We start from the raw sequence: 22,619 nt of genomic DNA, 5'->3' as shown, positions 1-22,619 counted from the left end.
TCCTTGTCCTCTGCGTCTCCGCACATCTGCGTGAATCGATCAGATAGTCGGCTGCACGGGACGATGCCTGAATGGCGATCCGTCCTGAAACGACCTGTCGCTTGAGCTTGTCGAACGCCCGTGCTTCTCTTTCCCAAGCAGTAGCATGGGAAGGAAGAACAGGGCGTCGACAAACTCAGCTCCGAACGGAGGTCGGTGCCCGTAACCCGCCATCGTCCGTCAAACCCGCGATCCTCCATTTCGGTACAGGCTTGCTGTTTGCACAAGGGCCTTTCCATCAATCCAGCGTGGTGCGAACCGTGTCCACGATGCGCTCGACGCTCCACATATATTCGCGTTCCAGCGCGGCCGAAAAGGGCACCGGACAGTCGAGGCCGCCGATCCGGCGGACCGGCGCCTTGAGTTGGCCGAACAGTTCCTCGTTGATCCGGGCGGAGATTTCCGCGCCTACCCCGAAGCTGCGCACCGCTTCATGCAGGATGACCGCCCGCCCGGTCTTCGCGACCGAATTCATCACCGTATCCCGGTCGAACGGCACGATCGAGCGCAGGTCGATCAGTTCGACAGACACACCTTCCTTGCTCAGCGCTTCGGCAGCCATGGCAGCGTCCACCATTGGACGGCCATAGCCGATCAGGGTGACATCGCCGCCCTCGCGCACGATCTTCGCCTTGCCGAGCGGCGCGCTGTAGTCCGCTTCGGGCGCGGGGCCGCGCGTGCCCATGAGGAGCGTGGATTCGATGAAAATGCATGGATCGTCATCGAAAATGCAGGAGGTGAGCAGGGCCTTCTGATCCGCCGGATTGGAAGGCACCACCACCTTCAGGCCGGGCACATGGGCAAGCCATGCCTCATACATGTCGCTATGCTGACCGCCAAAGCCGCCGCCCACGCCGCTCATCGTGCGAATGGTCAGCGGCACTCCGGTCTTGCCGCCAGACATGAAGCGGATCTTGGCGGCATGGTTGACGATCTGGTCCATTGCCACGGTCATGAAGTTCATCATCATGACTTCGGCGACCGGACGCATACCCGCAATGGCCGCGCCGACGGCTGCGCCCACGATCGCCTGTTCCGCGATGGGCGTCGAGCGGACGCGGCTGCTGCCATATTTGGTCGAAAGCCCCGATGTCGCGCCGACGATGCCGCCGCCTTCCTGGTCCGCAACATCTTCGCCAAAGACGAGCACGGTGGGATCGCGCTCCATCGCCTCATCCATCGCCATCAGCGACGCCTGCGTGCAGCTGATCTCACCCTTGTTGTTCGGCGTGACAAGCGCGTTCATGCGGCCAACTCCTGTACGAAGACATCCCGGCGCAATTCGGCCTTTTCCGGCCAGTCGGAAGCGAGGGCGAACGCCACCGCGTCGTCGATGTCCGCCAGAATCTTCGCCTCGATGCCCGCAACGCGCGCTTCGTCGGCATGACCCTCCGACACCAGCTTGGCGCGAAATTTCGGCAGCGGATCATCGGCCAATGCCGCCGCGTAGACATCCTTGGGGATATAATGGCCGGGATCGCCATAATTATGCCCTTCGAAGCGGAAGGTCCGCGCTTCGATCAGCGTCGGTCCCTCCCCTCTGCGCGCCCGGTCGACCGCAGCGGTTGCGGCGCGATACATTTCGACCGGATCGTTGCCGTCCACCGACACGCCGGGCATGGTGTAGGCGATGCCGCGTGTCGCCACGCTGTCCACGGCCGTGCAATCCTCATATCTGGTATGTTCGGCATAGCGGTTGTTGTGGCACAGGAAAATGACCGGCAATTTCCAGACCGAGGCCATGTTCAGCGCTTCATGAAACGCGCCGATATTGGACGCGCCGTCGCCGAAATTCGTGACGGTGACCCTGTCTTCTCCCCGGACCTGCGAAGCCAGTGCAAGGCCGTTGGCAATGGGAATGCCGCTGCCCACTATGCCGGTGGTGACGACGACGCCCGCTTCCGGATGGGTGATGTGCATCGGCCCGCCCTTGCCCTTGCAGCTTCCAGTCACGCGCCCGGCATATTCCGCCCAGAGCTGGCGAAGCGGCACGCCCTTGGCCAGATGGTCATGCAAACCGCGGTAAATGGTGACGAGATAGTCGCCCTGCCGCAACGCCGTCGCCATCGCCGCCGACACGACTTCCTGACCACGAGGCGAATAATGCGGCGAGACGATCTTGCCCGACCGCAGCACGGCGCGGATACGATCATCGCATAGTTTGATCAGCATCGCTTTCGAGAAAATCTCGACAAGCGTTTCTGAGTCCGGCTGATTATGGCCGGAAATGCCTGTCACTTCGTTCATCATCCCTCCTTTGTCGGTCTTTACGCCGTCCTGAAACGACGGTTGACGTAAGTATGACTAACACAAAGAGAGCAATCTTAAACCGAAGCAAGCCCCTCCGCCTCATTCTGAAGCCGAAAGGCTGCTTTAACGCGTTCGTGATGAGTGAATGAATCGATGCACAGCGGCTATGCGCGAATGGAAAAGATCACGGTCGTATCCCGCTGTGCAAAAAACCAGTCGCCCTCGATCCTCACCAGCCTGTCGCGATATTCCACGACCATGTCGGGCCCGCTGAAGGGAGCGGGCACGGCCATGTGACCTGCCGTGTCGTAGACCGTGGTTTGGGAAATCGCGCCCGCCGTTTCACCGTCGTCATTCACAGTGACCATGCACAGGCCGTTGACATGCCTCAATGTGCGCCCGGAAGGCTGTCCCGACATGAAGCTCCTGATTTCCTCATGCCCGCGCAACGCCGGAACATTGGGGCGTTGCCAAATGGCGTCGGGGGTGAACAGCGAAACAAATGCGTCGAGATCCCACTCGTTAACCGCCAGCGCATAGCGCATGACCAGGCGTTCGCAGGCGCGCTCCGCCTCGATCCGCGACAGGGTGTCCATCGGCTTTCTCCTACCTGATCGCCTGTTCAGGCCGTCAGCCGCGGCGTGAGCGGCGCGAAGATATGGGTGGTGCGGGCCAGCGAGGCGGAAGGCGACCGGAAATTCCAGTGGATGCCTGTTTTGCTTTCGCCATTCGCACGTGCCCGGAACTCATCCAGCGAACCAATGATGTCGTTGGTTCGCGTGGTGGAGAGAACCACGGCATTGGAAGGATAATCATTGACGGGGGCCGTCTGCCTTTCAGCGCGGCGTCCACGGCGAAGGCCCGTGAAGCCGGGGGTGTCGAGCACTTCGGGTCCATGCACATTGTCATACCAGTCGTGATATTCGTCCTCCATTTCGACGACGAAATTGGCCATGACGAGCAACAGATATTCGGGCGCCAGCATGTCCGCCGGATTGGGGCTTGGCACCCAATCGCGCGTCATCTCATAGACGTGCGCCGCGTCATCCGTCAGCAACCCGGCGGCAAGCGGTTCTTCCCGGGCGAGATGCGACAACGCATCGAGCGCGCCGGGGGACGTCCGGGGATCGAAATCGAACACCGACAAATAGGCGTGCGGCTGGGGATTTTCAGGCTGAAGCTGAAGATCGAGCAGCTTGTACCGGCGGGCGCTGCCCACACCTTGCGCGAAGAGCCTCGGGGCGAGATCCTGCTGAAACCAGCGAAAGGCTTCATGCTCCCGTCCCGACGCGACATTATGCTGCTGCACCAGGATATGACCGCTCATCTGCATCTCTCCTTGCTTTTGGCCTCTATTGGCCAGCCACGCCCAATTCTATCTCCGCGACACTAAAGCCGCGCGGCTGGCAGCAAGCAGACCTGTCTGCTTGCGCCCGTCAAGAACAGTCTCCCATTGCTCACCTGCTCGATATTTTCGCCTGCAATGATGCACAAGCCATGTGTTCTCATGAAGACAGGCGCACGGCCGCAGCTTTATCCCATCCACCGACAGCAGGACGCGTCCCTTAATTTTTGGCGGTGAAGATATACGCCGGGGGCGGCGGCAAGCCCGTGCCACGACGCAATCGCGTGACCAGCTTTTGCGTTCCCTCCATCTCGCGAGGAGGCATTTCGCGATCGTTCCAGAATTCGGCCCAGGCGGGCAACGCATCGTGAAAGCCGCTCTCCATCGGTTGGGCGCCAGGCCAGCGGACTTTCTTCGGGCCGACGGGCGGATCATCATGCGCCGTCGCGTAAAGCCGCGTCTGCACTCGCCCGCGGATCAGCCAGATGCCGCCGCGCCGGACATAGCGATCATGGTAGAGAAGGCTGGCCGTCACCCAGCTTCCGTCAACCTCATGTTCGATCCGGCAGCTCACCAGCCCGATCGCATCGTCGGGTCCCAGAAATTCCATCAGATGGTTGGTTACATGATGGGCGCTGGCCGTGAACTGGCGCAGAGAAGCATCGAACACCGCTCGCAACGCCGCCCTGCCCTGGCGGCCGCCGCCCACCCGGATATCATCGACATAAAGCGCCACGACCGCATCGATATCACGCGCATCGACAGCCAGCGCATAGCCATAGGCCAATTGCCGGATGCCCTCGATCGATTCCAGCCGGTCCAGCCGTTCCGACAGGGAATGTTCACTCACGTCACCGCCCTTTTATAAGGAAGCGGCCACGCCGCCTCAACGCCAAGCGCCTCCGCTGCGTGCAGCGCCCAATAGGGGTCCCGCAGCATGGCCCGCGCGATGAGCACCATGTCCGCGCCTCCGCTCTCGATCAGCGCATCGGCTTCCCGCGCCCCGGTGATGCCCCCCACGGCGGCGGTCGGAAGACCGGCACGCTCGCGGATCGCCCGCGCGAAATCGCGTTGCACGGCCGGGCCATCGGGCGGAGCCGCGCCCGGCACCAGCGCGCCGCTGGAACAATCGACGATATCGACGCCTTCTTCGCCCAGATGCCGCGCCAGGGTGATGCTGTCGTCCAGCGTCCATCCCCCTTCCACCCAATCGACGCAGGACAGGCGGACGCTGAGGGGTATCTCCGCGGGGATGGCGGCCCGGACGGCGCGGACGATCTCCAATGCCAGCCGGCTCCGCCCCTCAAGGCCGCCGCCAAAGGCATCGTCGCGCAGGTTGGTCAGCGGCGAGAGGAATTGATGAACGAGATAACCATGCGCGAAATGGCACTCGATGAACCGGAATCCCGCATCCACCGCCCGTCTTGCGGCTTCGGCGAAGGCAATGATCGTGCGCGCTATTTCTTCGGCGCCCATCGTATATGTCAGCGCGGACCGTCGGTTGAACGGCAGGGCGCTTGGCGCCGGAACGGCCCAGCCGCCTTCGGCTACGGCGTCCCTGCCGATCCAGGGTATCTGCGTACTGCCCTTGCGCCCGGCGTGGGCGAGCTGGATGCCGGGCACCGCCCCGGCATCGGTGATGGCGGCCGCGACGGGCCTCAGCGCGTCCCTGTGGGCATCGGACCAGAGGCCAAGATCCGCCGGGCTGATCCGCCCCTGCGACACAACAGCCGCGGCTTCCGTGACAACCAGGCCGGCGCCGCCGACCGCGCGGCTGGCGAGATGGGTCAGATGCCATGGGCCGGCCATGCCGTCGACAGCCGAATATTGGCACATCGGCGACACGCCGATCCGGTTGCGGAACGTAACTCCCCGCAGCGTGAAGGGGGAGAACAGCGAGGACCGTTCCACCGCCCCCACGGGCCTGGCCGGGGAATGGCCCGATTTATTCAGCACCGAAGCCATTGACCCGATAATATTCGGCGCAGGCGCCCAGCAGCGCGAAGCCATTGCCGGCCTGGGTAATCGTGGTCATTCCCATTCTCCATTCCCGACACATCGCCGACGACTATAGCGTCTTGATCCACCACTTCGCAAAGGAGATTATTCCGTTTGCAAACCCGCGCTCATGCAAGGATTGTTATCGGCCATTCCGCCATTCAATGTCCATCATCCCAGCGAAAGGCGGCGGAAATCCACCCGTAACCGCCATTGCGTGCGGAGGTCTGCAAACTGCATAACCGCCTTTACATAAGCCCGCGATGTGATGATGGGATCAGCTGATCGCCCAGCCGCCATCCGCCACCAGCATATGACCAATCACGTTCGACGACGCGTCCGAACAGAGCCAGTAGACCGCTTCCGCGATCTCATGCGCTTCACCCCGCCGCCCGTTGGGCTGGGGGCTGGGCCGCTCCTTCTGCGCGCGCATCGCCAGGGTCATGGGCGTGACGATCGCGCCGGGGGCCACGGAATTGATGCGGATGCCCGATGCCGCCCATTCCAGCGCGCAATGCTCGGTCAGCCCCTGAACGCCGCGCTTCGACGCGGTATAGGCCGCAGGTCCGGCATTGCCCTTGAGCACCGTTTCGGACGCCGTATTGACGATCGATCCGCTGCCCTTTGGCCCCATGACCGCCAGTTCGGCCTTCATGCACAGGAATATGCTGCGCAGGTTCACGGCAATCACCCGGTCGAAATCTTCGATCGATGTGTCCGCAAGGCCGGTGAGCGGACCGATGATGCCCGCATTGTTGAATGCCCAGTCAAGTCCGCCAAACGCCGCCACCGTCGCCTCGACCAGCGCGCTCACATCCGCCTCCTGGCTCACATCGGCGCGATGAAGGCGGGCGGCGCCGCCTTGCCCGGCGATGATGGAGACCGTTTCTTCCAACCCTTCCATGTTGACGTCCGACACCATGACATTGGCGCCCGCCTGCGCGAAGCGTATGGCCGTGGCGCGCCCGATACCGCCCGCCGCGCCCGTCACCAAAGCCACCTTGCTCATGCTGCCAACCTTTCCACACGAAGAATGGCCGCCGCGATTGCCTCCGGCGGCGCTGCTACAATGATGCGGCCGCCCTTGGGGCCAATCGCCGTCAGCCGCGCGATTTCGGCGACATCCGCCTCCGTAGGCGATTCCATGCCTAATTCCACCAGCGAGGCCGGCAGGCCCACGCTGCGGCACCAGCCCATCAGGTCGATGATGAAGGCATCATCGCGCCCCTCGATCGCGAGCTGGACCAGCGTGCCATAAGCGACATGGTCGCCATGGGGCGCAGAGGCGGCCCCCCTCGCCTTGACCAATCCCCGGACGACGGCGTGCGCATAGGACAGGCCGCCGCTTTCCCAGGCAAGCCCGGCCATCAGCACATTGGCCTCGACCACGGCTTCGAACGCCTCATCGGGCGTATGCGCTTCGGCGGCCTTCATCGCGGCCACGCCATGTTCGCGCAGCGTCGCGTAGCAGGCGTCGGCAATCACCAGCGCCGTGCGCAGCGGGCGCGTGCCGAAGAAATTGGCGGCGCCATCGGCAAAGGCGCGCTCCGCCTCGAACTTCTTGCCCAGCGCGTCGCCCATGCCGGTGCGCAGGAAACGGGCCGGCGCATTGGCGATCAATGCCGTATCGGCGACCACCAGCAAGGGACTGTCGGGGATGTTTTCAACCGCTACCAAGATATGCTCGTCATTGTAGATCGCCAGGGAACGGCCTGTCGGAGAATCGTTCGATGCGATCGAGGGCACGGCCACAAAAGGCAGGCCGAGCTGGAACGCCACGCCCTTCGCCGCGTCCAGCCCCTTGCCGCCGCCGATGCCGATGACAAGATCGGCGTTCAAGGCGGTGCCGTTCGCCGCCAGCGAGTCGATCGCGGCCTGCGTCACTTCGCCGCGGAATGACAGGACGGCATGCGGGCGATCCGCGAAAGAGGCGTCGAGGCTCGCCTGGATGAAAGGCAGGACATCCGCATCGACAATCAGCAATGGCCGGCCGGCGAACCCCGCGGTCAGTTCTCCAAGATCGTCGATCGCCCCTGGCCCCTGCACATAGCGGGTGGGTCCGCCGAATATCCGTGTCACGTCCGTCTCCTTGTTCGCTGCGCCTCGCTTGCCGCACCCGTCGTGCGGAGGAAAGCCTCCTGCATAATCATCACATCCTCAATGTGCTTGATGGCAGCAGGAGACTTGACTGGCGAGCTGGCGGGCGCACCATCGGCGCATGAGCAGTCCAGCCGTCCTCTCCGCCATCGATGCGACCGAACGCAAGACCCGCAACGACCTTGCCGCCTGCTATCGACTCGTCGCGCGGTACGGGATGACGGACCTTATCTACAATCATATCACCGCGCGTATTCCGGGCAGCGATCATGAACTGCTGATCAACCCTTTTGGAATGCTCTATGAGGAGATCACGGCAAGCGCGCTCATCAAGATCGACATTGAGGGCAACGTCCTCGCGCCCGGTTCGACCAGCTACGGCGTCAATCGCGCGGGCTATGTGATCCACAGCGCGGTCCACGCGGCGCGGGAGGATGTGCAATGCGTCATCCATACCCATACCCGCGCCGGAGTCGCGGTGTCCTGCATGACGGACGGCCTGCTGCCGATCAGCCAGACGGCGCTGCGCTTCATGGGCCGGGTCGGCTATCATGATTTCGAAGGGCCGGCGATCGACGATGGCGAACGCAGCCGCCTGATCGCCGCGCTCGGCCGCAACGATGTGCTCATCCTGCGCAATCATGGCCTGTTGACCGTGGGACGGACGGTTGCCGAAGCCTTCCTGCTGATGCAGCGGCTGGAAACGGCCTGCCAGATACAGGTCGCCGCCCTTGCCGGCGGTCCGCCGATCTTCCCCAGCCGCTCGAGTCAGGAACGGACGGCGGCTCTTTTCAATCCGGCGACCGGGAGCGCGGATGTTTCGGTGAGCGGCGGCCTTGAATGGGAAGCCCTGCTCCGCCAGCTCGATCGTATCGATCCGTCCTATCGTGACTGAACCCGGTTTCACCCAGACCAAGGAAGCCTTATGAAAAGCTGGGCCATGCGCCGGCCAACGGCCAACCTCACCATCGACGATTTCATGCTGCGCGACATGCCGCCGCCCGAAGCCGGAGATGGCGAGATCCTCGTCGAGACGCAATATATCTCGCTCGACCCCTATCTTTCCCGCGCAATGAAGAGTTGGAAGGGCGAGCATCCCGGCTGGGCGGATGGGACGATCCATGGCCGGATCGTCGGCGCGGTGATCGAATCCCGCTTTCCCGGCCTGTCGGTCGGCGATCGCGTGATTGGCATCGGCCGCTGGCAGCCGGTCAACGCGATGCCGGGACAAGCGGTTCAGCTTATTGCGCCCGATATCGATCCGCCCAGCCTCGTCCTGGGCGCATTGGGCCGGTCAGGCATCACCGCCTGGGTGGGCCTCCACCTGTCCGGCCTGAAAGCGGGCGAAACGATTTTGATCTCGGCGGCCTCCGGCCCCGTCGGCAGCGTCGCGGCACAGCTTGCCAAGGCGCGGGGGTGCCATGTCATCGGCACCGCCGGCGGCGAAGCCAAATGCCGCCACGCGACCGACCTTCTGGGGTATGACGCCTGCATCGACCATGGCGCGGCCGATCTGGAAGACAGGTTGAAGGCGGCCGCGGGCGAGGGCGTCGACGTGCTGTTCGAGAATGTCGGCGCTTCCAGCCTGGACGCCGCGCTCCCCCTCATGCGGCCGCGCGGGCGGATCATGCTTTGCGGCCTCGCCCAGCATTATCTGACGGAAGACCCGATGCTGCTGCGCAATTTCAAATATCTGCTCTACAGCGAACTGTCCCTGCGCGCCTTCATCACCGCCAATTATCCCGACCTGTTCGCACCGGCCCTGGAGGAATTGCGCGACGGCATCCTGTCGGGGCGATTGCTGTTCGAGGAAACGATCATCGACGGTCTGGACAATGCGGCCGACACCTTTCTTGCCATGCTCGGCGGCGAAGGCATCGGCAAACGGCTGATCCGGCTTTAGCATGCGTCCCCATCGGTATCGACGAATGGACGGACTCCATAAATGGTCGCGCTTTTCGCGGAAAACGTCCCGCATCTGGCGCTGATATCAAGCGAACAAGGAGAGCAGAATGAGCGACCGGGAATTGCAGGGACGCCGCATCATCGTGACGGGCGGCGCAAGCGGCATGGGCGAAGGATTGGTCCGGGCGCTTCCCCGGCGCGGCGCCTCAATCATATCGCTGGATCTGAATGAAGACGGCGGTGAGCGGATCGCGAAGGAATCAGGCGCGGCGTTCATCAAGGTCGATGTGACGGACAAGGCGTCCGTGACGAACGCCGTCGATCAGGCCGTCGCTCGGCTCGGCGGGCTGGACGTGCTCATCCACGCCGCCGGCATCGCACCGGGCGCCAAGGCGGAGGACATCTCGCTTGAGCAATGGCATCAGGCCATGGCGGTCAACGCAACGGGCACCTTCCTGACCAATCAGGCGGTCTTCCCGCATTTGAAGGACCGCGGCGGCGCGATCCTCAATTTCGCGTCCGCGGCAGGGGTGAAGGGCTATCCCAACAAGGCCGCCTATGCCGCTGCCAAGGGCGCCGTGGTCGCATGGACCCGCTCGATCGCGGTCGAATGGGGATGCCACAACATCCGGGTCAACGGGATCGCACCGGCGATCTGGACGCCGATGTACGACAAGACCCGCGCGTCCATGACGCCGGAGGAACTGGAAGCCCATGATGCCGCCTTGAAAGCCGCCATCCCATTGGGCGGCAAGCTGGGCGACATCGCCAGGGATTTCGTGCCGGTCGTGGCGTTCTTCGCATCGGAAGGCGCGCATTTCATTACCGGCCAGATCATCCCGGTGGATGGCGGCACGCTGATGATGCGCTGATAAGGCCCTGATCCGGCCTATCCGGTTGCCCCGTCGGCTGTCGGCGTCCCGTGGATCGGGCGACCGCCGCCACCGACGAGCCAAATTCACCCGCGACGCCGGAATGGCGCCGCGGGTGATCCGGGGATCAGAAGCGGAAGTTCAGTTCCGCGCCATAGGTCCGGGGCGCGCCCAGGAAGCCCGCCGTGTAGCCGAGGCCGGTATTGGCGAGTTCCGTGCCGCCCGCCAGATAATCGACGTCGAACAGGTTCTTCGCCCACAGGCTGGCCGTGATGCGCGAGCCGGCAATATTGCGCAGGTCGATGCGGCCATTGACCAGCGTGTATGCGGGCATGATCGACGTGGGCGAAATGCGGTTCCAGGCCGAGAGGAAGTTATTGTCCGAATTGTTCGTCTTGGTCTGGTGATAGATGTCGCCCCGCAGGCCCAGTTCCCCGATATCGCCCAACGGGATGTTGACGCCCAGATTGGAACCGATGGTCCACGCCGGCGTGCCCGCGAATTGCGAAGCGGCGATGTCGACCCCATTGCTCATCCACGACGAATACCGCGCGTGGACATGCGCGACGTTCACGCCGAAATCGATGAAATCGACGGGCTGCAACGCCAGTTCCGCTTCAAAGCCCTTGATCCGGGCGGAGGCGGCATTGACGATCGTCTGGGTGAAGACGCCGTTGATGAGGCTGCCCTGGTTCCGCTGAATGTTTTTGTAGTTCTGCGAATAGAAGGCGAGGTTGAACCGGCCGCGGCCGCCACTCATGTGGAAATCCGTCTTCACGCCCAGTTCGACATCCTTCACGCTCTCGGGATTGAAAGGCGTAAACTGAGCGGGCGTCGTTGCCGATATGTTGAAGCCGCCGGTGCGATACCCTTTCCGATGCGCGATATAAGCCAGCACACCGGGCACCACTTTCCAGTCGGCGCTCAGCGTGTAGGTAAAGCGGTTGTAGCTCTTGGCATGATATGCCTGGCACGGGTTGAGCGGCTGCCCCGCGTCATCGACGAGACGGCAGGTTCCATCGGAGATCAGATTGCGCGAGGTCAGTTCGCGCTTGTCATGGTTCTGGCGGCCGCCGGCAGTCAACGACACGCCTTCCAGGAAGGGCAGCCGATAGGTGAACTGCGCGAAAGCCGAATAGGCTTCATTGCGGACAGGATCGGAATAGGTCACGCGATCGCCCAGATAGACGCCCCCTGCCGAAACGCCGCCATGACCGCCGCTCGCCTGGCGATCCCGGCCTTTCTCCAGGAAATAGAAGCCGCCGAAAATATAATCGAGGCTGCCGTCCAGGACCGTGCCGAGCAGTTGCAGTTCATTGCTGTACTGCCGCACGCGCATGTCTTCGCGCGAAGGGAAGAAGGGCACGATTTTGTCGTTGGCATCCGTGAATGTCATGCTCGACCCGTCGAGATCGAACGGAATGTGGGAATCGACATAGCGATAGCCGAAGATGTTCTTCAGCGTGACGCCGTCCGCCACGTCCCATTCGCTCACGTTGGAGAGCGAGAAGGTCTTGATCTTCGTCTCCAGAACGAGGTCGCTGGTCGTCGTGTGGAATGGCAGGGCGGCAAGACGCGCCAGTTCGTCGATCACCGTAGGCGACGACCCGAAACCGATGCCCGGCAGGCTGCCGAGCAGCTTGTAGCCGATACCGTTTTCATCCGCCTTGAAGCCGTTGATGACGGTCCGGTTCTCGAAACCGTCGAAGGGGGTCAGCTTGACCGAGAGGCGCCAGTTGTCCTTGTGCTCGTCGTCAAGGCGCTGGCCCGTTGTAATGTTCTTGGTGAAGCCGTCGCGCCGCTGGAGCGCGCCGGCCGCACGCACCTGAATCCAGTCCGCCAGCGGGAAATTGACCGCGCCCTCGAGTCGCCAGGAATCATAATTGCCCAGGCCGCCCGTCACATAACCTTCAAACCTGTCGGTAGGCGCGGCCGGCGTGATGATCATCGCGCCGCCGGTCGTGTTGCGGCCAAAGAGCGTACCCTGAGGCCCTTTCAGCACCTGCACGGAATCCAGATCGAACATGCCGGAATTCAAGCCTTGCGGCCGATTCTGCACCACATCCGCGAAATAGACGGCCACAGCCGGATCCTTGGTGATATAGGGATCGAACTGACGCTGGCCGCGGATCGCGACTTGCAGCACGTTGGAGCCGAAAGCCGAAGACTGGATGGTGAGTCCAGGCACTTTCTGCTGGATGTCCTGGACCTGCGTGATGTTTGCCGAACGGAGCGCTTCCCCGGTCACGGCGGTCACGGCGACCGGCACGTCCTGCAGCCGCTCCTCGCGCCGGCGGGCGGTCACGACGATATCGAAATTCTGTTGCTGGGCCGCCTCGGCATCCTGCGGCGCCGTTTCCTGCGCATATGCCGGCTGGGCGCCTATCGCCACGAGCATGGCTGCTTGAATATACTGAAGTTTCAAAGTCCTCTCCCCCTTTTGGAAAAGCCGTTGCGGCGGTTGAGTGTTTGCCCCGCACTTATGCGCGGCGCAGATACGGCCGTGGCCTATAGCGGCCATTATTCATCAATTGGCGCAATTCCGCATTTCACTGTCGACGCAACACATGGATGATGAAACCAGGCCGCTTGCTTCACCCGCCGCAACGGTCTGACGGTCGGGGAGGGCAGCCCAATCTTCAATGCCGCCTTCCCATCAGGCGACGACGGGCGGCGCGGTCCCCAGCATGTCAAGGCTGTGCAGGAACCGATGCCCGCCGATGGTCTGCGCGCAAGTCCAGCCAAGCTCTACGATTTCGGCGGCGGAAAATTCCTCGCCAAGTTCGCGATAGACGTCGGGCGTGATCGCATAATGATCCGTCGACATCAGGGACATATAGCGCAGCGCCAGACGCTCGCGGCGCGACAGGCCGCCCGAATCGGTATCGAAAAGACAGGCCACATCCTCCTCGGACACGCTCTCTTCCTTGCGCGATTGCGAGCAGGGGCCGCAGGAATTGATCTGCGCGCTGCGCAAACGCAGCAATTCACGCAGGCGATCATCCAGCAGGGACCGGCGAAACATTGCCTTATATCCCTCATCCAGCGCGCGGAGCGCCGCGGGCGCACGCGCCACGATCTGCAGCGGCAGGGTTTGGCTGTACATGCCGGTAGCCAGCCCGGCGTCGATACGGGCGCGGCTTTCAGCGTCGACGTCATCCAGCGGGAGAGGCGCGATCACGGGCATGGCGTCAGTCCGTCCAGGAGAAATTGGTGGTGCGCAGCTGGGTGTGGAGTCCCGTATCCTGCGCGACGAAGCTGCGCATCATGTCCGCGCCGCGATTATGATGCGAATGGACGGCTCCCGGCGGGGTGACGAACATGGTGTCGGGCAGCCAGTCGACCTTCTGCCCATCCACCTGCGAATAGACGCCCTCCCCCATGATCGACAGGGTGAGCGCCACGGAACTGTGTTTGTGGGGCCGCTGATCGGCGCCCGCTTCCAGCGTGTTGATGGCGGCAAGGATGGTCGGCGTCGTGAGCCGGCGTTCCTCCATCATGCCCGAAAGCAGGACCACCGACTTGCCGGCCGCAAGCTGCTCACCGTTGCGGCCGTGGACATTGCGCAGATAAGTGCCGATCTCCTCGGCCGGAAACAGCGTGGGCTGGATCGCCGCCGCAAGCCCCATGTCCGGCTCGGCGCGCAGATAGGAAAGCTCCGGCTCGTTCGTCACCTGCATCAGGATGGCCGCATCCCGCGCCCTGTGCTCGACCCGTTCACCGCCCGGCAGGCAGAATGCGTCGCCCGCGGCCCAGGTGAATCCTTCATCCTTGCAACGCGTATCGCCGCTTCCGCGGATCACATAATAAACTTCGCCGGACGATGCGAGCCGATGCGCGAAATGATCACCCGCATGGACGACGATGTAGCGCGCGAGCAGCGTTGGCGTGGTCGCCGGCCATGGACTGCCTAGCGCGGCCGATTGGTCGAGCGGCACGAATCCGGTTGGGGCGTCCGGCGCGAAGGCCCTTTGCCGTTCCGCCCAGAACACGGCGGCGGGCACCTTCAGCACAGGCCGGTCGAAGGCGACCTCGGGCGCATAGAAACGGGCGCGGGCGCGGGCGGGATCAAGCGTTGCCATAGACGACGAATTCGCCATGAAGCATTCCTTCCTTATTCGAGGGCAGCAGCATTTCCCCGCCCGTGACGAGAACCTCCAGCGCCTCCAGGCCCGCATGGGCCAGCGGCACCCAGCAGTTCACCTGCGGCCGTGGTAGCGCCTCCAGCGCCAGGGCGACGTCCTTGCGCAAGATGCCAAGCACATGCGCGGCCCGATCGGGAACCTGCAACCGCTGGATCAGATCCATCGCGAACGTCCGCCCGGTGCCGGCAAGAACGGCCTGCCGCAGCGCTGCGGGATCTATACCCGCCGCACGGCCCAGCAGCAATGCCTGATAAGCCTGGCCGATGTTCACGACCGCCATCAGATTGTTGATCAGCTTCGCGCTCATCGCCGCGCCGGCGCCACCCATGCGCAGGATCGTGCCGGCATAGCATTCGAGAACCGGAACGATCCGGGCGATCGCGCGGTTGTCCCCGCCGCACATCACCAGCAGCGTTTTGGCGAGCGCAGCATGACCGGAACCGGACACCGGCAGGTCAAGCAGGATCACGTTGCGCTCGGCCGCATATTTCTGCAACGCGATGCAGGTGGAAGGACGGATGGTTGAATGGATCGCGACAATGGACCGCCGGCCCATCGCCGCCAGCGCTCCCTGTTCGACCAGCAGGTCGCGCACATCATCGTCACCGGTCACGCACAGGCACAACATGTCGCTGCGCGCGGCAAGACCGGCGGGCGTATCGGCTATCGTCGCGCCCGCCCGCGCATATTCGTCACGCACCTCTTCACGACGCGCCCAGATCGACAGGTCGAAACCGCCCGCCTTGATCATGCGCGCCATAGGACCGCCCTGGTCCCCCAGTCCGATAAACCCTATCCGCATTCCATCTCCTTTTGAGGCATCGTGCGCCACTTATCCGGCAGCCTACAGCCTGGGCGGATCGGCACCAATGCCAGCGCCCAATCATCATCTCCCTGCTGACATGGACGCGCCGCCCAGCATTTCCGCCCGATCGGCGGACACAGGCTCATCTCCGCGAATGTCCAACGCATCGCCTATCTGCTGGCATGGACATCTTCCTTTGGCGGACCGGGAAGGCACATAGCGCCCTGACGCCGGCGCTCATGGGCGAGCGCCGGTCCCCTTTACTGCCGGGCAAGCAGCAGCGCCATTTCTTCCGCAACGATATCCAGTCCTGCATTCAGATCGATGCGCGGCTCCTCCTCCACTGCGGCGCTCGCCAGATGATCGATTCGCGCAAGCAGCAGGACGATGTGCGCATGAGCCCGGGGATCGCGGTCCGGCCCAAGGCCCAGATGGGGAAAGCGCGCCGCCAGCATGTCGACGATCGCATCGCGATGATCGTCGACAAGGCCCCTGGCCTGCGGATCATTTGCCAGGCCCACATGGAACAGCCGCATCGCAAGGCGATGCTCACGCAATGTCCCGACGTAGCGGGCAAGCCAGCGCCGCAGCGCGGCGGCGTCAGGCGCATCCATTTCGCCCAGTTCCTGATAGATGCCCCGAACACCGCGCAAATTGGACGATAGCAATTCCAGCAGGATGGCATCCTTATTGGGAAAATGCAGATAGAGCGTAGCCCGCCCCACGCCCGCCACGCGCGCAATTTGCTCGATGGATGTCTCTGCGATACCGGTTTCGTAGAAACACGTCCGCGCCGCCTCCGCGATGCGCCGGCGGGTGAGGTATTTCTGTTCCTGGCGCAAGGAAGGGCGAACGACCGTCATCGCCGAGCCAGCCTCTCAAATGTAACAGCCCACTGTCCATGGTAGCGCATATGTGATCACCTCAAGCGGGTTGTGGATTGATTATGGACATATGACATTAAATTAGACAATCGTCCAGTCAGCAAAGGGAGCGTTAATATGCTTGAACCGGATGCGGCCCAGATGTGCAACCCCGAGCGGCTTGCGCCATGGATGGACCAGCATGTTCCAGAAGCGGGCAACGGCCCCATTCAGGCAACGATCCTGACCGGGGGCGCGACGAATATCGTTATGAGGATTGAACGGGGCGGCATACCCGTCGTGCTGCGCCGGCCGCCGCTGACCCCCCGCCCCGACAGCGCCAAGGTCCTCTCCCGCGAGGCTCGCGTTTTGAGCGCACTGAATGGCACGGGCGTCCCCGCACCGCGCTTCTATGCCGCGTGCGAAACGCAGGACGTCATCGGCGCCCCTTTCTATCTGATGGAAAATATCGTCGGCTGGCTGGCGCTGGGCGAAAAGACGCTGCCTGATGCATTCAAACCGGCTGAAATACGGCGTCAGATGCCCTTTGCCCTGATCGGCGGCATCGCCAGGCTTTCCACTGTCGATTACAAGGCTGTCGGTCTTGAGGGCTTCGGCAAACCCGACGGCTTTCTGGAACGGCAGGTCGACCGCTGGCTGCACCAGCATGCGAGCTATGCCGAGTCCGAGGGCTATGGCTATCGGCCGCTCCCCCATAAGGACGAAGTGGTGAGCTGGTTGCGCGCGAACACCCCGGCCATGCCGCGCGCGGGCATCATCCATGGCGATTATGGCTGGCCCAATGCATTGATGGCGCCGGACCTCCCCGTCCGGCTCGCCGCGATGATCGACTGGGAGCTTTCGACGATCGGCGATCCGCTGATCGATCTTGGCTGGCTGATGTACAGCGTGCCTTCCGAAAGAAGCGCCGTCGAACCGCCGAAATTGTTTCAGGACCCCGCCTATCCCAAGCGCGAGGAACTGGTCGATCACTATGCCGCTGTCAGCGGGCGGCCGGTTGCGCACCTGACCTATTATATGATCCTTGCCCAGTTCAAGCTGGCGATGCTGCTGGAGCGCCATTATGCGCGCGGCCTCAATGGCCGCCTGCCGCGCGACAAGGGTGAGGAGATGGGCGCGCTGGTCCTCGAACTGCTGCGATCCGCCGCCGAAATGGGCCGTGAACATGACGGCCAGCCAATCAAGATGAGGACCTGATCCATGATAGATTTCCGTCTCGATCCCGCGTTCGAGGAAAAGCTCGAATGGGTGCGCACATTCGTGCGCGAAAAGATCGATCCGCTCGACGCGTTGATCGACGAGCATGTCGCGCCGTGGAATCCGCGGGACAAGAAAGCGATGGCGGTCGTCCGTCCGCTCCAGGCGGAGGTCCGCGCACAGGGTCTCTGGGGACTGCACCTGCCCCCGGAATTGGGCGGCCCCGGCTTCGGCCAGGTCGAGCTCTGTCACCTCAACGAAATCCTCGGCCGCACGAATTGGGGTCCCACGATCTTCGGCTGCCAGGCGCCTGACAGCGGCAACAGCGAGATTCTGGCCCGCTTCGGCACGGAGGAGCACAAGAAGCGCTTCCTTGAACCCTTGCTTGCCAATGAAATCGTCTCCTGCTTCTCGATGACCGAGGTGGAGGGCGGTTCCGACCCGACGCAGTTCAGGTGCAGCGCCGTGCTGGAAGGCGACGAGTGGGTCATTAACGGCGAGAAATGGTTCTCGTCCAATGCCGCCCAGGCGGAATTCTTCATCGCCATGGTCGTCACCGAGCCGGACGCGCCGCGCTATGAACGTCTCTCCGCCATCATCGTGCCGCACGACACGCCGGGCATCAGCTTCGTCAGCCAGCCCGGCATGGCTGGCGAACCCTATCCCATCGGTTCGCATTCCCATGTGCGCTACGACAATGTGCGCGTGCCCCGGGAAAATCTGCTCGGCGAGCGGGGCGGCGGCTTCAAGGTTGCGCAAGCCCGTCTGGGCGGCGGACGCATCCATCATGCGATGCGTGTGATCGGCATGTGCCGCAAGGCGATCGACATGATGGGCGAGCGTGCGCATTCCCGCATCACCCAAGGCGAAACGCTGGCCCGCAAGCAACTCGTGCAGGTCGATATCGGCCAGTGCTGGATCGAGGTCGAGCAGTTCAAGCTGCTGGTCATGCGAACCGCGTGGATGTTCGATAATCACATGGAAAAGGAAGCATTGCCGTGGATCGCGGCCTGCAAGGTCGCCTGCGCGCAGATCAGCCATAATGTGATCTTCAAGGCAATGCATATGCTGGGATCGCTGGGCGTTTCCAATCAGACCCCGCTGGCCCGCATGTGGTCCTCGCTGCTCGCGATGGGCATGGCCGACGGTCCCACGGAAATCCATCAGATGTTCGCCGGCCGCGCCGTCCTCAAAAACTATCGGGCAGCACCTGGCCGTTTCCCGACCGATTATATCCCCGACCTGCGCGCGCGCGCCGAGCAGATTTTCGGCGTGAAGGCGGAGGATTTCCATCACGGCATCGCTGGTTGAAGGGATATCGGGGTCAAAGGCGATTATGCAGTTTGCACACCAAATCCTGCAATGGCCGGTTGCGGCCGGTTGCGGACATTCTCCCAAATCGTCATCCCGGCGAAAGCCGGGATCTCGTTAGGCCTGGCCGTGCCCTGGGAAGCGAGATGCCAGCTTTCGCTGGCATGACGAATAGATATGTCCGTTCACCACCCCAACCGATATTCAGCGCGGGTTTGCAAGCGATCCAATCCCCGATTTCAAAGGCCCCGTTCCGCCGTGCCGCGCTGATCGGCAGCCATATGACCGAGGACAACGGGACGGGACGGCGCGCCCCGTCCCGTCCTCAATGAAAGGTCCGGCCGCCGTCCACGGCCAATAGCGCGCCGGTAACGAAGGATGATTCTCCGCTCGTCAGAAACAGGATGGCATCCGCCAGTTCGCTGGGCCTGGCCACGCGCTTCAGCGCATATTGGGCAACAAAGGGCGCCTCGTCGGGATTGGAATAACCGCCCAGAACGGACTCCACCATGGGCGTCTGCACAATCCCCGGCGCAATCACATTGGCGCGGATGCGCGGCGCAAGCTCGAACGCCAGCGCCTTGGTGAAGGCGGCGAGGCCCGCCTTCGACGCGGAATAGGCGGAAATCCCATGCGCCGTAGGCAACAGCGCCTGCCCGGATGCGACATTGACGATGGTGGCGGCGGCGGCTTCCTGCAGAAAGGGCAGCGCCGCGCGACAGACCACATAAGGCGCGGTCAGGTTGATGGCCATCATCCGGTCCCACGCCGCCTGATCGAGATCCGCAAGCGGACAGGAACCGCTGATGCCGGCGCAGTTGACCACGCCGTCCAATCCGCCAAGCAGTTGCGCCGCCTGCGCCACGACTGCGCGCGTCGCCTCATGATCCGACAAGTCGACCGTCAGCGCCTGGCCGCCCGTCTGTGCCGCAATCTCCTCCAGACTGTCTTTCTGTAGATCGACCAGGGCCAGCGCCGCCCCCTCCTGAGAGAAAAGCCGGGCGGTCGCCCGTCCGATACCCGATGCAGCGCCCGTAATAATGATTCGCCTGCCTCGCAGGCGTGCTCCTGCCGTCATGATGCATCCTTCCTGTGCGCAATGTCGCTCGAATGGGATGGCGGAGCAACCAGGCGCCGTTTTTCTGCACGGATGCGATAACTGAACACGGATATGTTCAATCGGACATTCGTCGCGCGAGCCTAGATAAAGAAAGAACAAAATGTATGTTCCCGCCGCACTCAGGGCGCGTCGAATATATCCGTGCTATGTCAACTCGTTTGGAGAGGAGATCATTTTGAATTTCAAGCAGTTTTTTCTAGCCAGCTGTGCCACGATCATTGCCCCGGCATTCACGGCATTTGCCCAGGACACTGCTCCAGAGGCGCAGCAGAGTGCTCCCCCGGCTGAGGCCCAGAACACGAATGAGATCGTGATTACGGCGCGTCGCCGCGAAGAAAGTCTCTCGCGCGTGCCCATTTCCGTCAGCGCCTTCTCGCAGGACACGCTTGCCAACAAGTCGATCTCGAGCATCGACCAGATTGCGCAGGCAACGCCGGGCCTGACGTTCGGCCGCTCGGGCGGCAGCGCCAATCCGCAGATCGTGATCCGCGGCCAGAGCCGTTCGAACATCGGCGACGCGGCCCAGCCCGTGCTCACCTATTTCGCGGACGTTCCCCTCCCCTATTTCTCCAGCATTCTGCCGACCTATGACCTTGGATCGGTGCAGGTGCTCAAAGGACCGCAAGGCACACTGTTCGGCCGCAATTCGACCAGCGGCGCCGTGCTGGTCTACCCCGCCGAGCCGACCTATCAGTTCGAAGGCTATATGATGGCCGGCTATGGCAATCTCGATCGCCGCGAAGCCGAAGGCGCGGTCAACATTCCCATCGTCGCGGACAAGCTCGCGGTGCGGATCGCCGGCCAGCGGATAAAGCGCGACGGCTATACGCATGTGGTCAACACCGGCCAGCGCCGCGACGATCTCAATGACAGCGCCTTTCGCGTTTCCGTGCTGCTCGAACCGGTCGACACCGTCAAGAACGTCTTCGTGTACGATTATGTGAAATGGAACCGCGCCGGGGACGCCGCGATCATCAATCAGGTCTATCCCGGCAACATCCCGGAACGCTTCGCCCCGCTCAACGGCTTCTATGATTGCAACACGTCGATCGCGTGCGACATCGATCTGCAATTCGAGCGCCAGCAGGCGGCCGGCGTCCGCAAGACATGGAGCGATGTCATCACCACCCTCAAGACGCGGGCGATCGGCATTTCCAACACCACGACGATCGATCTGGGCAGCATCACGCTGAAAAACATCTTCGGCTATCGCAGCGCGTCCAACGTCAACGTCAACGACACGGACGGCACGAGCCTGTCGCTCATCATCCCCGATCAGGCGCAGCGGTACAAGCAATATACCGACGAACTCCAGCTCCAGGGCTCCTTCCTCGACGACAAGCTGGATACGATCGTGGGCGCCTTCTACCTCAAGAGCCAGCCCAATGGCCGGGTGGGCCTGACTCTCTCCACCTTCTCGCCGCCGTCGCGGCCAGCGATGATCATTGCCTACCGCACGCAGACCAGCAAGGCGCTGTTCGGTGCGGCGACCTATGATTTCAGCGATCTGCTGGAAGGATTGAAGGTCGACGCCGGCCTGCGCCACACATGGGACGAAACCGAAGCCTGCGGCGCGGGCTATTCGGCCACTTATCCTTTCGTTCCCCAGACGACGCCGATCGCGACGCTGAGCGAATGCGTCAACGGCGCGACCTACACCATCAACGGCGCGCCGGTGGACATCCAGGGCACGCAGACCAACGACAAGTCGAAGGCGCTGACCTGGAACTTCGGCGTCAACTATCAGGCGATGCCCAACCTGTTCCTCTATGCAACGGTGCGCAGGGGCTATCGCGCCGGCGGCGTCAACACGCCGCTGTTCAATGCAAGCGCGCCGAACAGCCTTGCGCCATACCAGACCTATGCGCCCGAAAAGGTGACCGATGTCGAACTCGGCGCAAAGGCGAGCTGGCGCGCGGGCGACGTTCGGGGCACGGTGAACTTCGACGTGTATCGCGGCGTATACAAGGGATCGCAGCGCGGCATTAACGGCCTCAACGGCTTTGATGGCGACGGCGACTCGACAAATGATCCTTCGGCGGGCACCATCATCGTCAACGCCGGCAACGCAAGGGTCCAGGGCTTCGACTTCGAAGGCACGATCAGTCCGTTCCATGGCCTGACCTTTGGGGCCTTCCTGTCCTACACCGACGCGGTCTACACCTCCAGCGGCATTCCGGCGATCTTCAACGGCACCGGCGCATTCCCGGCCGATCCCGATGACACAGCGTTCCCCTACGCCCCCAAATGGACGATGGGAGGCAATGTTTCCTACGAGACTGAAATCGGCAATCTTGGATCGCTGGCGCTGAACGCGGACGTCTATCGCGCGTCGCGGACCTATTTCGGCACCTACAAGTCGGACAAGGGATTGAGCCAGCCTGCCTATACGCTTGTGAATGCGCGCATCGACCTCAAGGATATCGGCGGGTCGCCGGTGTCGCTGGGCGTCTATGCCCGCAACCTGTTCGACAAGGTTTATGCAAGCGGCGGTTCCAACACGGCGCGTTCGGCGGGCTTCAGCTCGCTCTTCTACGCCGAACCGCGGACATACGGCGTGCAGGCCAAGATCACCTTCTAGGTTCCGCCACCAGGTTGAAAGGCGGGTCGGATGCTTCCGGCCCGCCTTTTTTCTGCGTGCGATTCAAAGC

The 22,619-nt window shown here is 62.9% G+C and carries 20 protein-coding genes; 6 read left to right on the top strand and 14 right to left on the bottom strand.

Annotation, left to right across the window (positions count from 1 at the left end; all coding sequences use genetic code 11):
• Nucleotides 1-277: 277 nt before the first annotated feature.
• The 8 genes from IQ35_RS07260 to IQ35_RS07225 form a co-directional block, all read right to left on the bottom strand.
• Nucleotides 278-1,285, bottom strand: a complete 1,008-nt coding sequence (locus tag IQ35_RS07260; protein WP_021247296.1) for an alpha-ketoacid dehydrogenase subunit beta — start codon at nt 1,283-1,285, stop codon at nt 278-280.
• Nucleotides 1,282-2,286, bottom strand: a complete 1,005-nt coding sequence (locus IQ35_RS07255; protein WP_145072548.1) for a thiamine pyrophosphate-dependent dehydrogenase E1 component subunit alpha — start codon at nt 2,284-2,286, stop codon at nt 1,282-1,284. Before IQ35_RS07255 ends, IQ35_RS07260 begins: the two co-directional genes overlap by 4 nt.
• A 167-nt stretch (nt 2,287-2,453) precedes the next feature.
• Complete coding sequence (locus IQ35_RS07250; RefSeq protein ID WP_021247298.1) at nt 2,454-2,885, bottom strand: nuclear transport factor 2 family protein; 432 nt, start codon at nt 2,883-2,885, stop codon at nt 2,454-2,456.
• Between the two features lie 26 nt (nt 2,886-2,911).
• Nucleotides 2,912-3,616 (bottom strand): hypothetical protein, encoded by a 705-nt coding sequence (locus IQ35_RS07245; RefSeq protein ID WP_145072404.1) that lies wholly within the window; start codon nt 3,614-3,616, stop codon nt 2,912-2,914.
• A 238-nt stretch (nt 3,617-3,854) separates the two neighbouring features.
• Entirely contained in the window at nt 3,855-4,484 is a 630-nt protein-coding gene (locus IQ35_RS07240; protein ID WP_021247301.1) for a nuclear transport factor 2 family protein, read from the bottom strand.
• Nucleotides 4,481-5,590, bottom strand: a complete 1,110-nt coding sequence (locus IQ35_RS07235) for an NADH:flavin oxidoreductase/NADH oxidase (RefSeq protein ID WP_221441995.1) — start codon at nt 5,588-5,590, stop codon at nt 4,481-4,483. The genes IQ35_RS07240 and IQ35_RS07235 overlap by 4 nt, the downstream gene beginning before the upstream one ends.
• 319 nt (nt 5,591-5,909) lie before the next feature.
• A complete protein-coding gene (locus IQ35_RS07230) occupies nt 5,910-6,641 on the bottom strand; it encodes an SDR family NAD(P)-dependent oxidoreductase (RefSeq protein ID WP_145072400.1) in 732 nt (243 codons plus the stop codon).
• On the bottom strand, nt 6,638-7,711 hold the full coding sequence (locus IQ35_RS07225; protein ID WP_145072398.1) for a glycerol dehydrogenase: 1,074 nt from the start codon (nt 7,709-7,711) through the stop codon (nt 6,638-6,640). The genes IQ35_RS07230 and IQ35_RS07225 overlap by 4 nt, the downstream gene beginning before the upstream one ends.
• 139 nt (nt 7,712-7,850) lie before the next feature.
• Here IQ35_RS07225 and IQ35_RS07220 point away from each other — a divergent pair, with 139 nt between their 5' ends.
• The 3 genes from IQ35_RS07220 (at nt 7,851) to IQ35_RS07210 (ending at nt 10,506) form a co-directional block, all read left to right on the top strand.
• A complete protein-coding gene (locus tag IQ35_RS07220) occupies nt 7,851-8,624 on the top strand; it encodes a class II aldolase/adducin family protein (protein WP_145072396.1) in 774 nt (257 codons plus the stop codon).
• Nucleotides 8,625-8,654: 30 nt separating this feature from the next.
• Entirely contained in the window at nt 8,655-9,632 is a 978-nt protein-coding gene (locus IQ35_RS07215; RefSeq protein ID WP_145072395.1) for an MDR family NADP-dependent oxidoreductase, read from the top strand.
• A 109-nt stretch (nt 9,633-9,741) separates the two neighbouring features.
• Nucleotides 9,742-10,506, top strand: a complete 765-nt coding sequence (locus IQ35_RS07210; RefSeq protein ID WP_145072393.1) for an SDR family NAD(P)-dependent oxidoreductase — start codon at nt 9,742-9,744, stop codon at nt 10,504-10,506.
• 127 nt (nt 10,507-10,633) lie between these two features.
• On the opposite strand, the gene IQ35_RS07205 is transcribed toward IQ35_RS07210, so the two are convergent.
• The 5 genes from IQ35_RS07205 to IQ35_RS07185 all read right to left on the bottom strand — a co-directional run bounded on the left by IQ35_RS07205 (nt 10,634) and on the right by IQ35_RS07185 (nt 16,319).
• Complete coding sequence (locus tag IQ35_RS07205; protein WP_158636611.1) at nt 10,634-12,931, bottom strand: TonB-dependent receptor; 2,298 nt, start codon at nt 12,929-12,931, stop codon at nt 10,634-10,636.
• A 231-nt stretch (nt 12,932-13,162) separates the two neighbouring features.
• A complete protein-coding gene (locus IQ35_RS07200; protein ID WP_021247310.1) occupies nt 13,163-13,693 on the bottom strand; it encodes a carboxymuconolactone decarboxylase family protein in 531 nt (176 codons plus the stop codon).
• A gap of 4 nt (nt 13,694-13,697) precedes the next feature.
• Nucleotides 13,698-14,588, bottom strand: a complete 891-nt coding sequence (locus IQ35_RS07195; RefSeq protein WP_158636609.1) for a cupin domain-containing protein — start codon at nt 14,586-14,588, stop codon at nt 13,698-13,700.
• Entirely contained in the window at nt 14,575-15,453 is an 879-nt protein-coding gene (locus IQ35_RS07190; protein WP_021247312.1) for an NAD(P)-dependent oxidoreductase, read from the bottom strand. The genes IQ35_RS07195 and IQ35_RS07190 overlap by 14 nt, the downstream gene beginning before the upstream one ends.
• 263 nt (nt 15,454-15,716) lie before the next feature.
• Nucleotides 15,717-16,319, bottom strand: a complete 603-nt coding sequence (locus tag IQ35_RS07185) for a TetR/AcrR family transcriptional regulator (RefSeq protein WP_021247313.1) — start codon at nt 16,317-16,319, stop codon at nt 15,717-15,719.
• Nucleotides 16,320-16,457: 138 nt separating this feature from the next.
• On the opposite strand from IQ35_RS07185, the gene IQ35_RS07180 reads away from it, so the two are divergent.
• Nucleotides 16,458-17,537: a phosphotransferase family protein gene (locus tag IQ35_RS07180; RefSeq protein ID WP_145072388.1), complete on the top strand. Its 1,080-nt coding sequence runs from the start codon at nt 16,458-16,460 to the stop codon at nt 17,535-17,537.
• A gap of 3 nt (nt 17,538-17,540) precedes the next feature.
• Entirely contained in the window at nt 17,541-18,848 is a 1,308-nt protein-coding gene (locus tag IQ35_RS07175; RefSeq protein ID WP_145072386.1) for an acyl-CoA dehydrogenase family protein, read from the top strand.
• 325 nt (nt 18,849-19,173) lie between these two features.
• Here the strand turns inward: IQ35_RS07175 and IQ35_RS07170 are convergent, their stop codons facing one another.
• Nucleotides 19,174-19,926: an SDR family NAD(P)-dependent oxidoreductase gene (locus IQ35_RS07170; RefSeq protein ID WP_021247316.1), complete on the bottom strand. Its 753-nt coding sequence runs from the start codon at nt 19,924-19,926 to the stop codon at nt 19,174-19,176.
• Between the two features lie 352 nt (nt 19,927-20,278).
• Between IQ35_RS07170 and IQ35_RS07165 the strand changes: the two genes are divergently transcribed.
• Nucleotides 20,279-22,549, top strand: coding sequence for a TonB-dependent receptor (locus IQ35_RS07165; RefSeq protein WP_158636605.1), 2,271 nt, complete (start codon nt 20,279-20,281; stop codon nt 22,547-22,549).
• The last annotated feature ends 70 nt before the right edge of the window (nt 22,550-22,619 follow it).

It is taken from the genome of Sphingobium wenxiniae (assembly GCF_007830065.1).
Taxonomy (GTDB): Bacteria; Pseudomonadota; Alphaproteobacteria; order Sphingomonadales; family Sphingomonadaceae; genus Sphingobium; species Sphingobium wenxiniae.
This window is presented reverse-complemented; position numbering and strand designations above follow the sequence as displayed.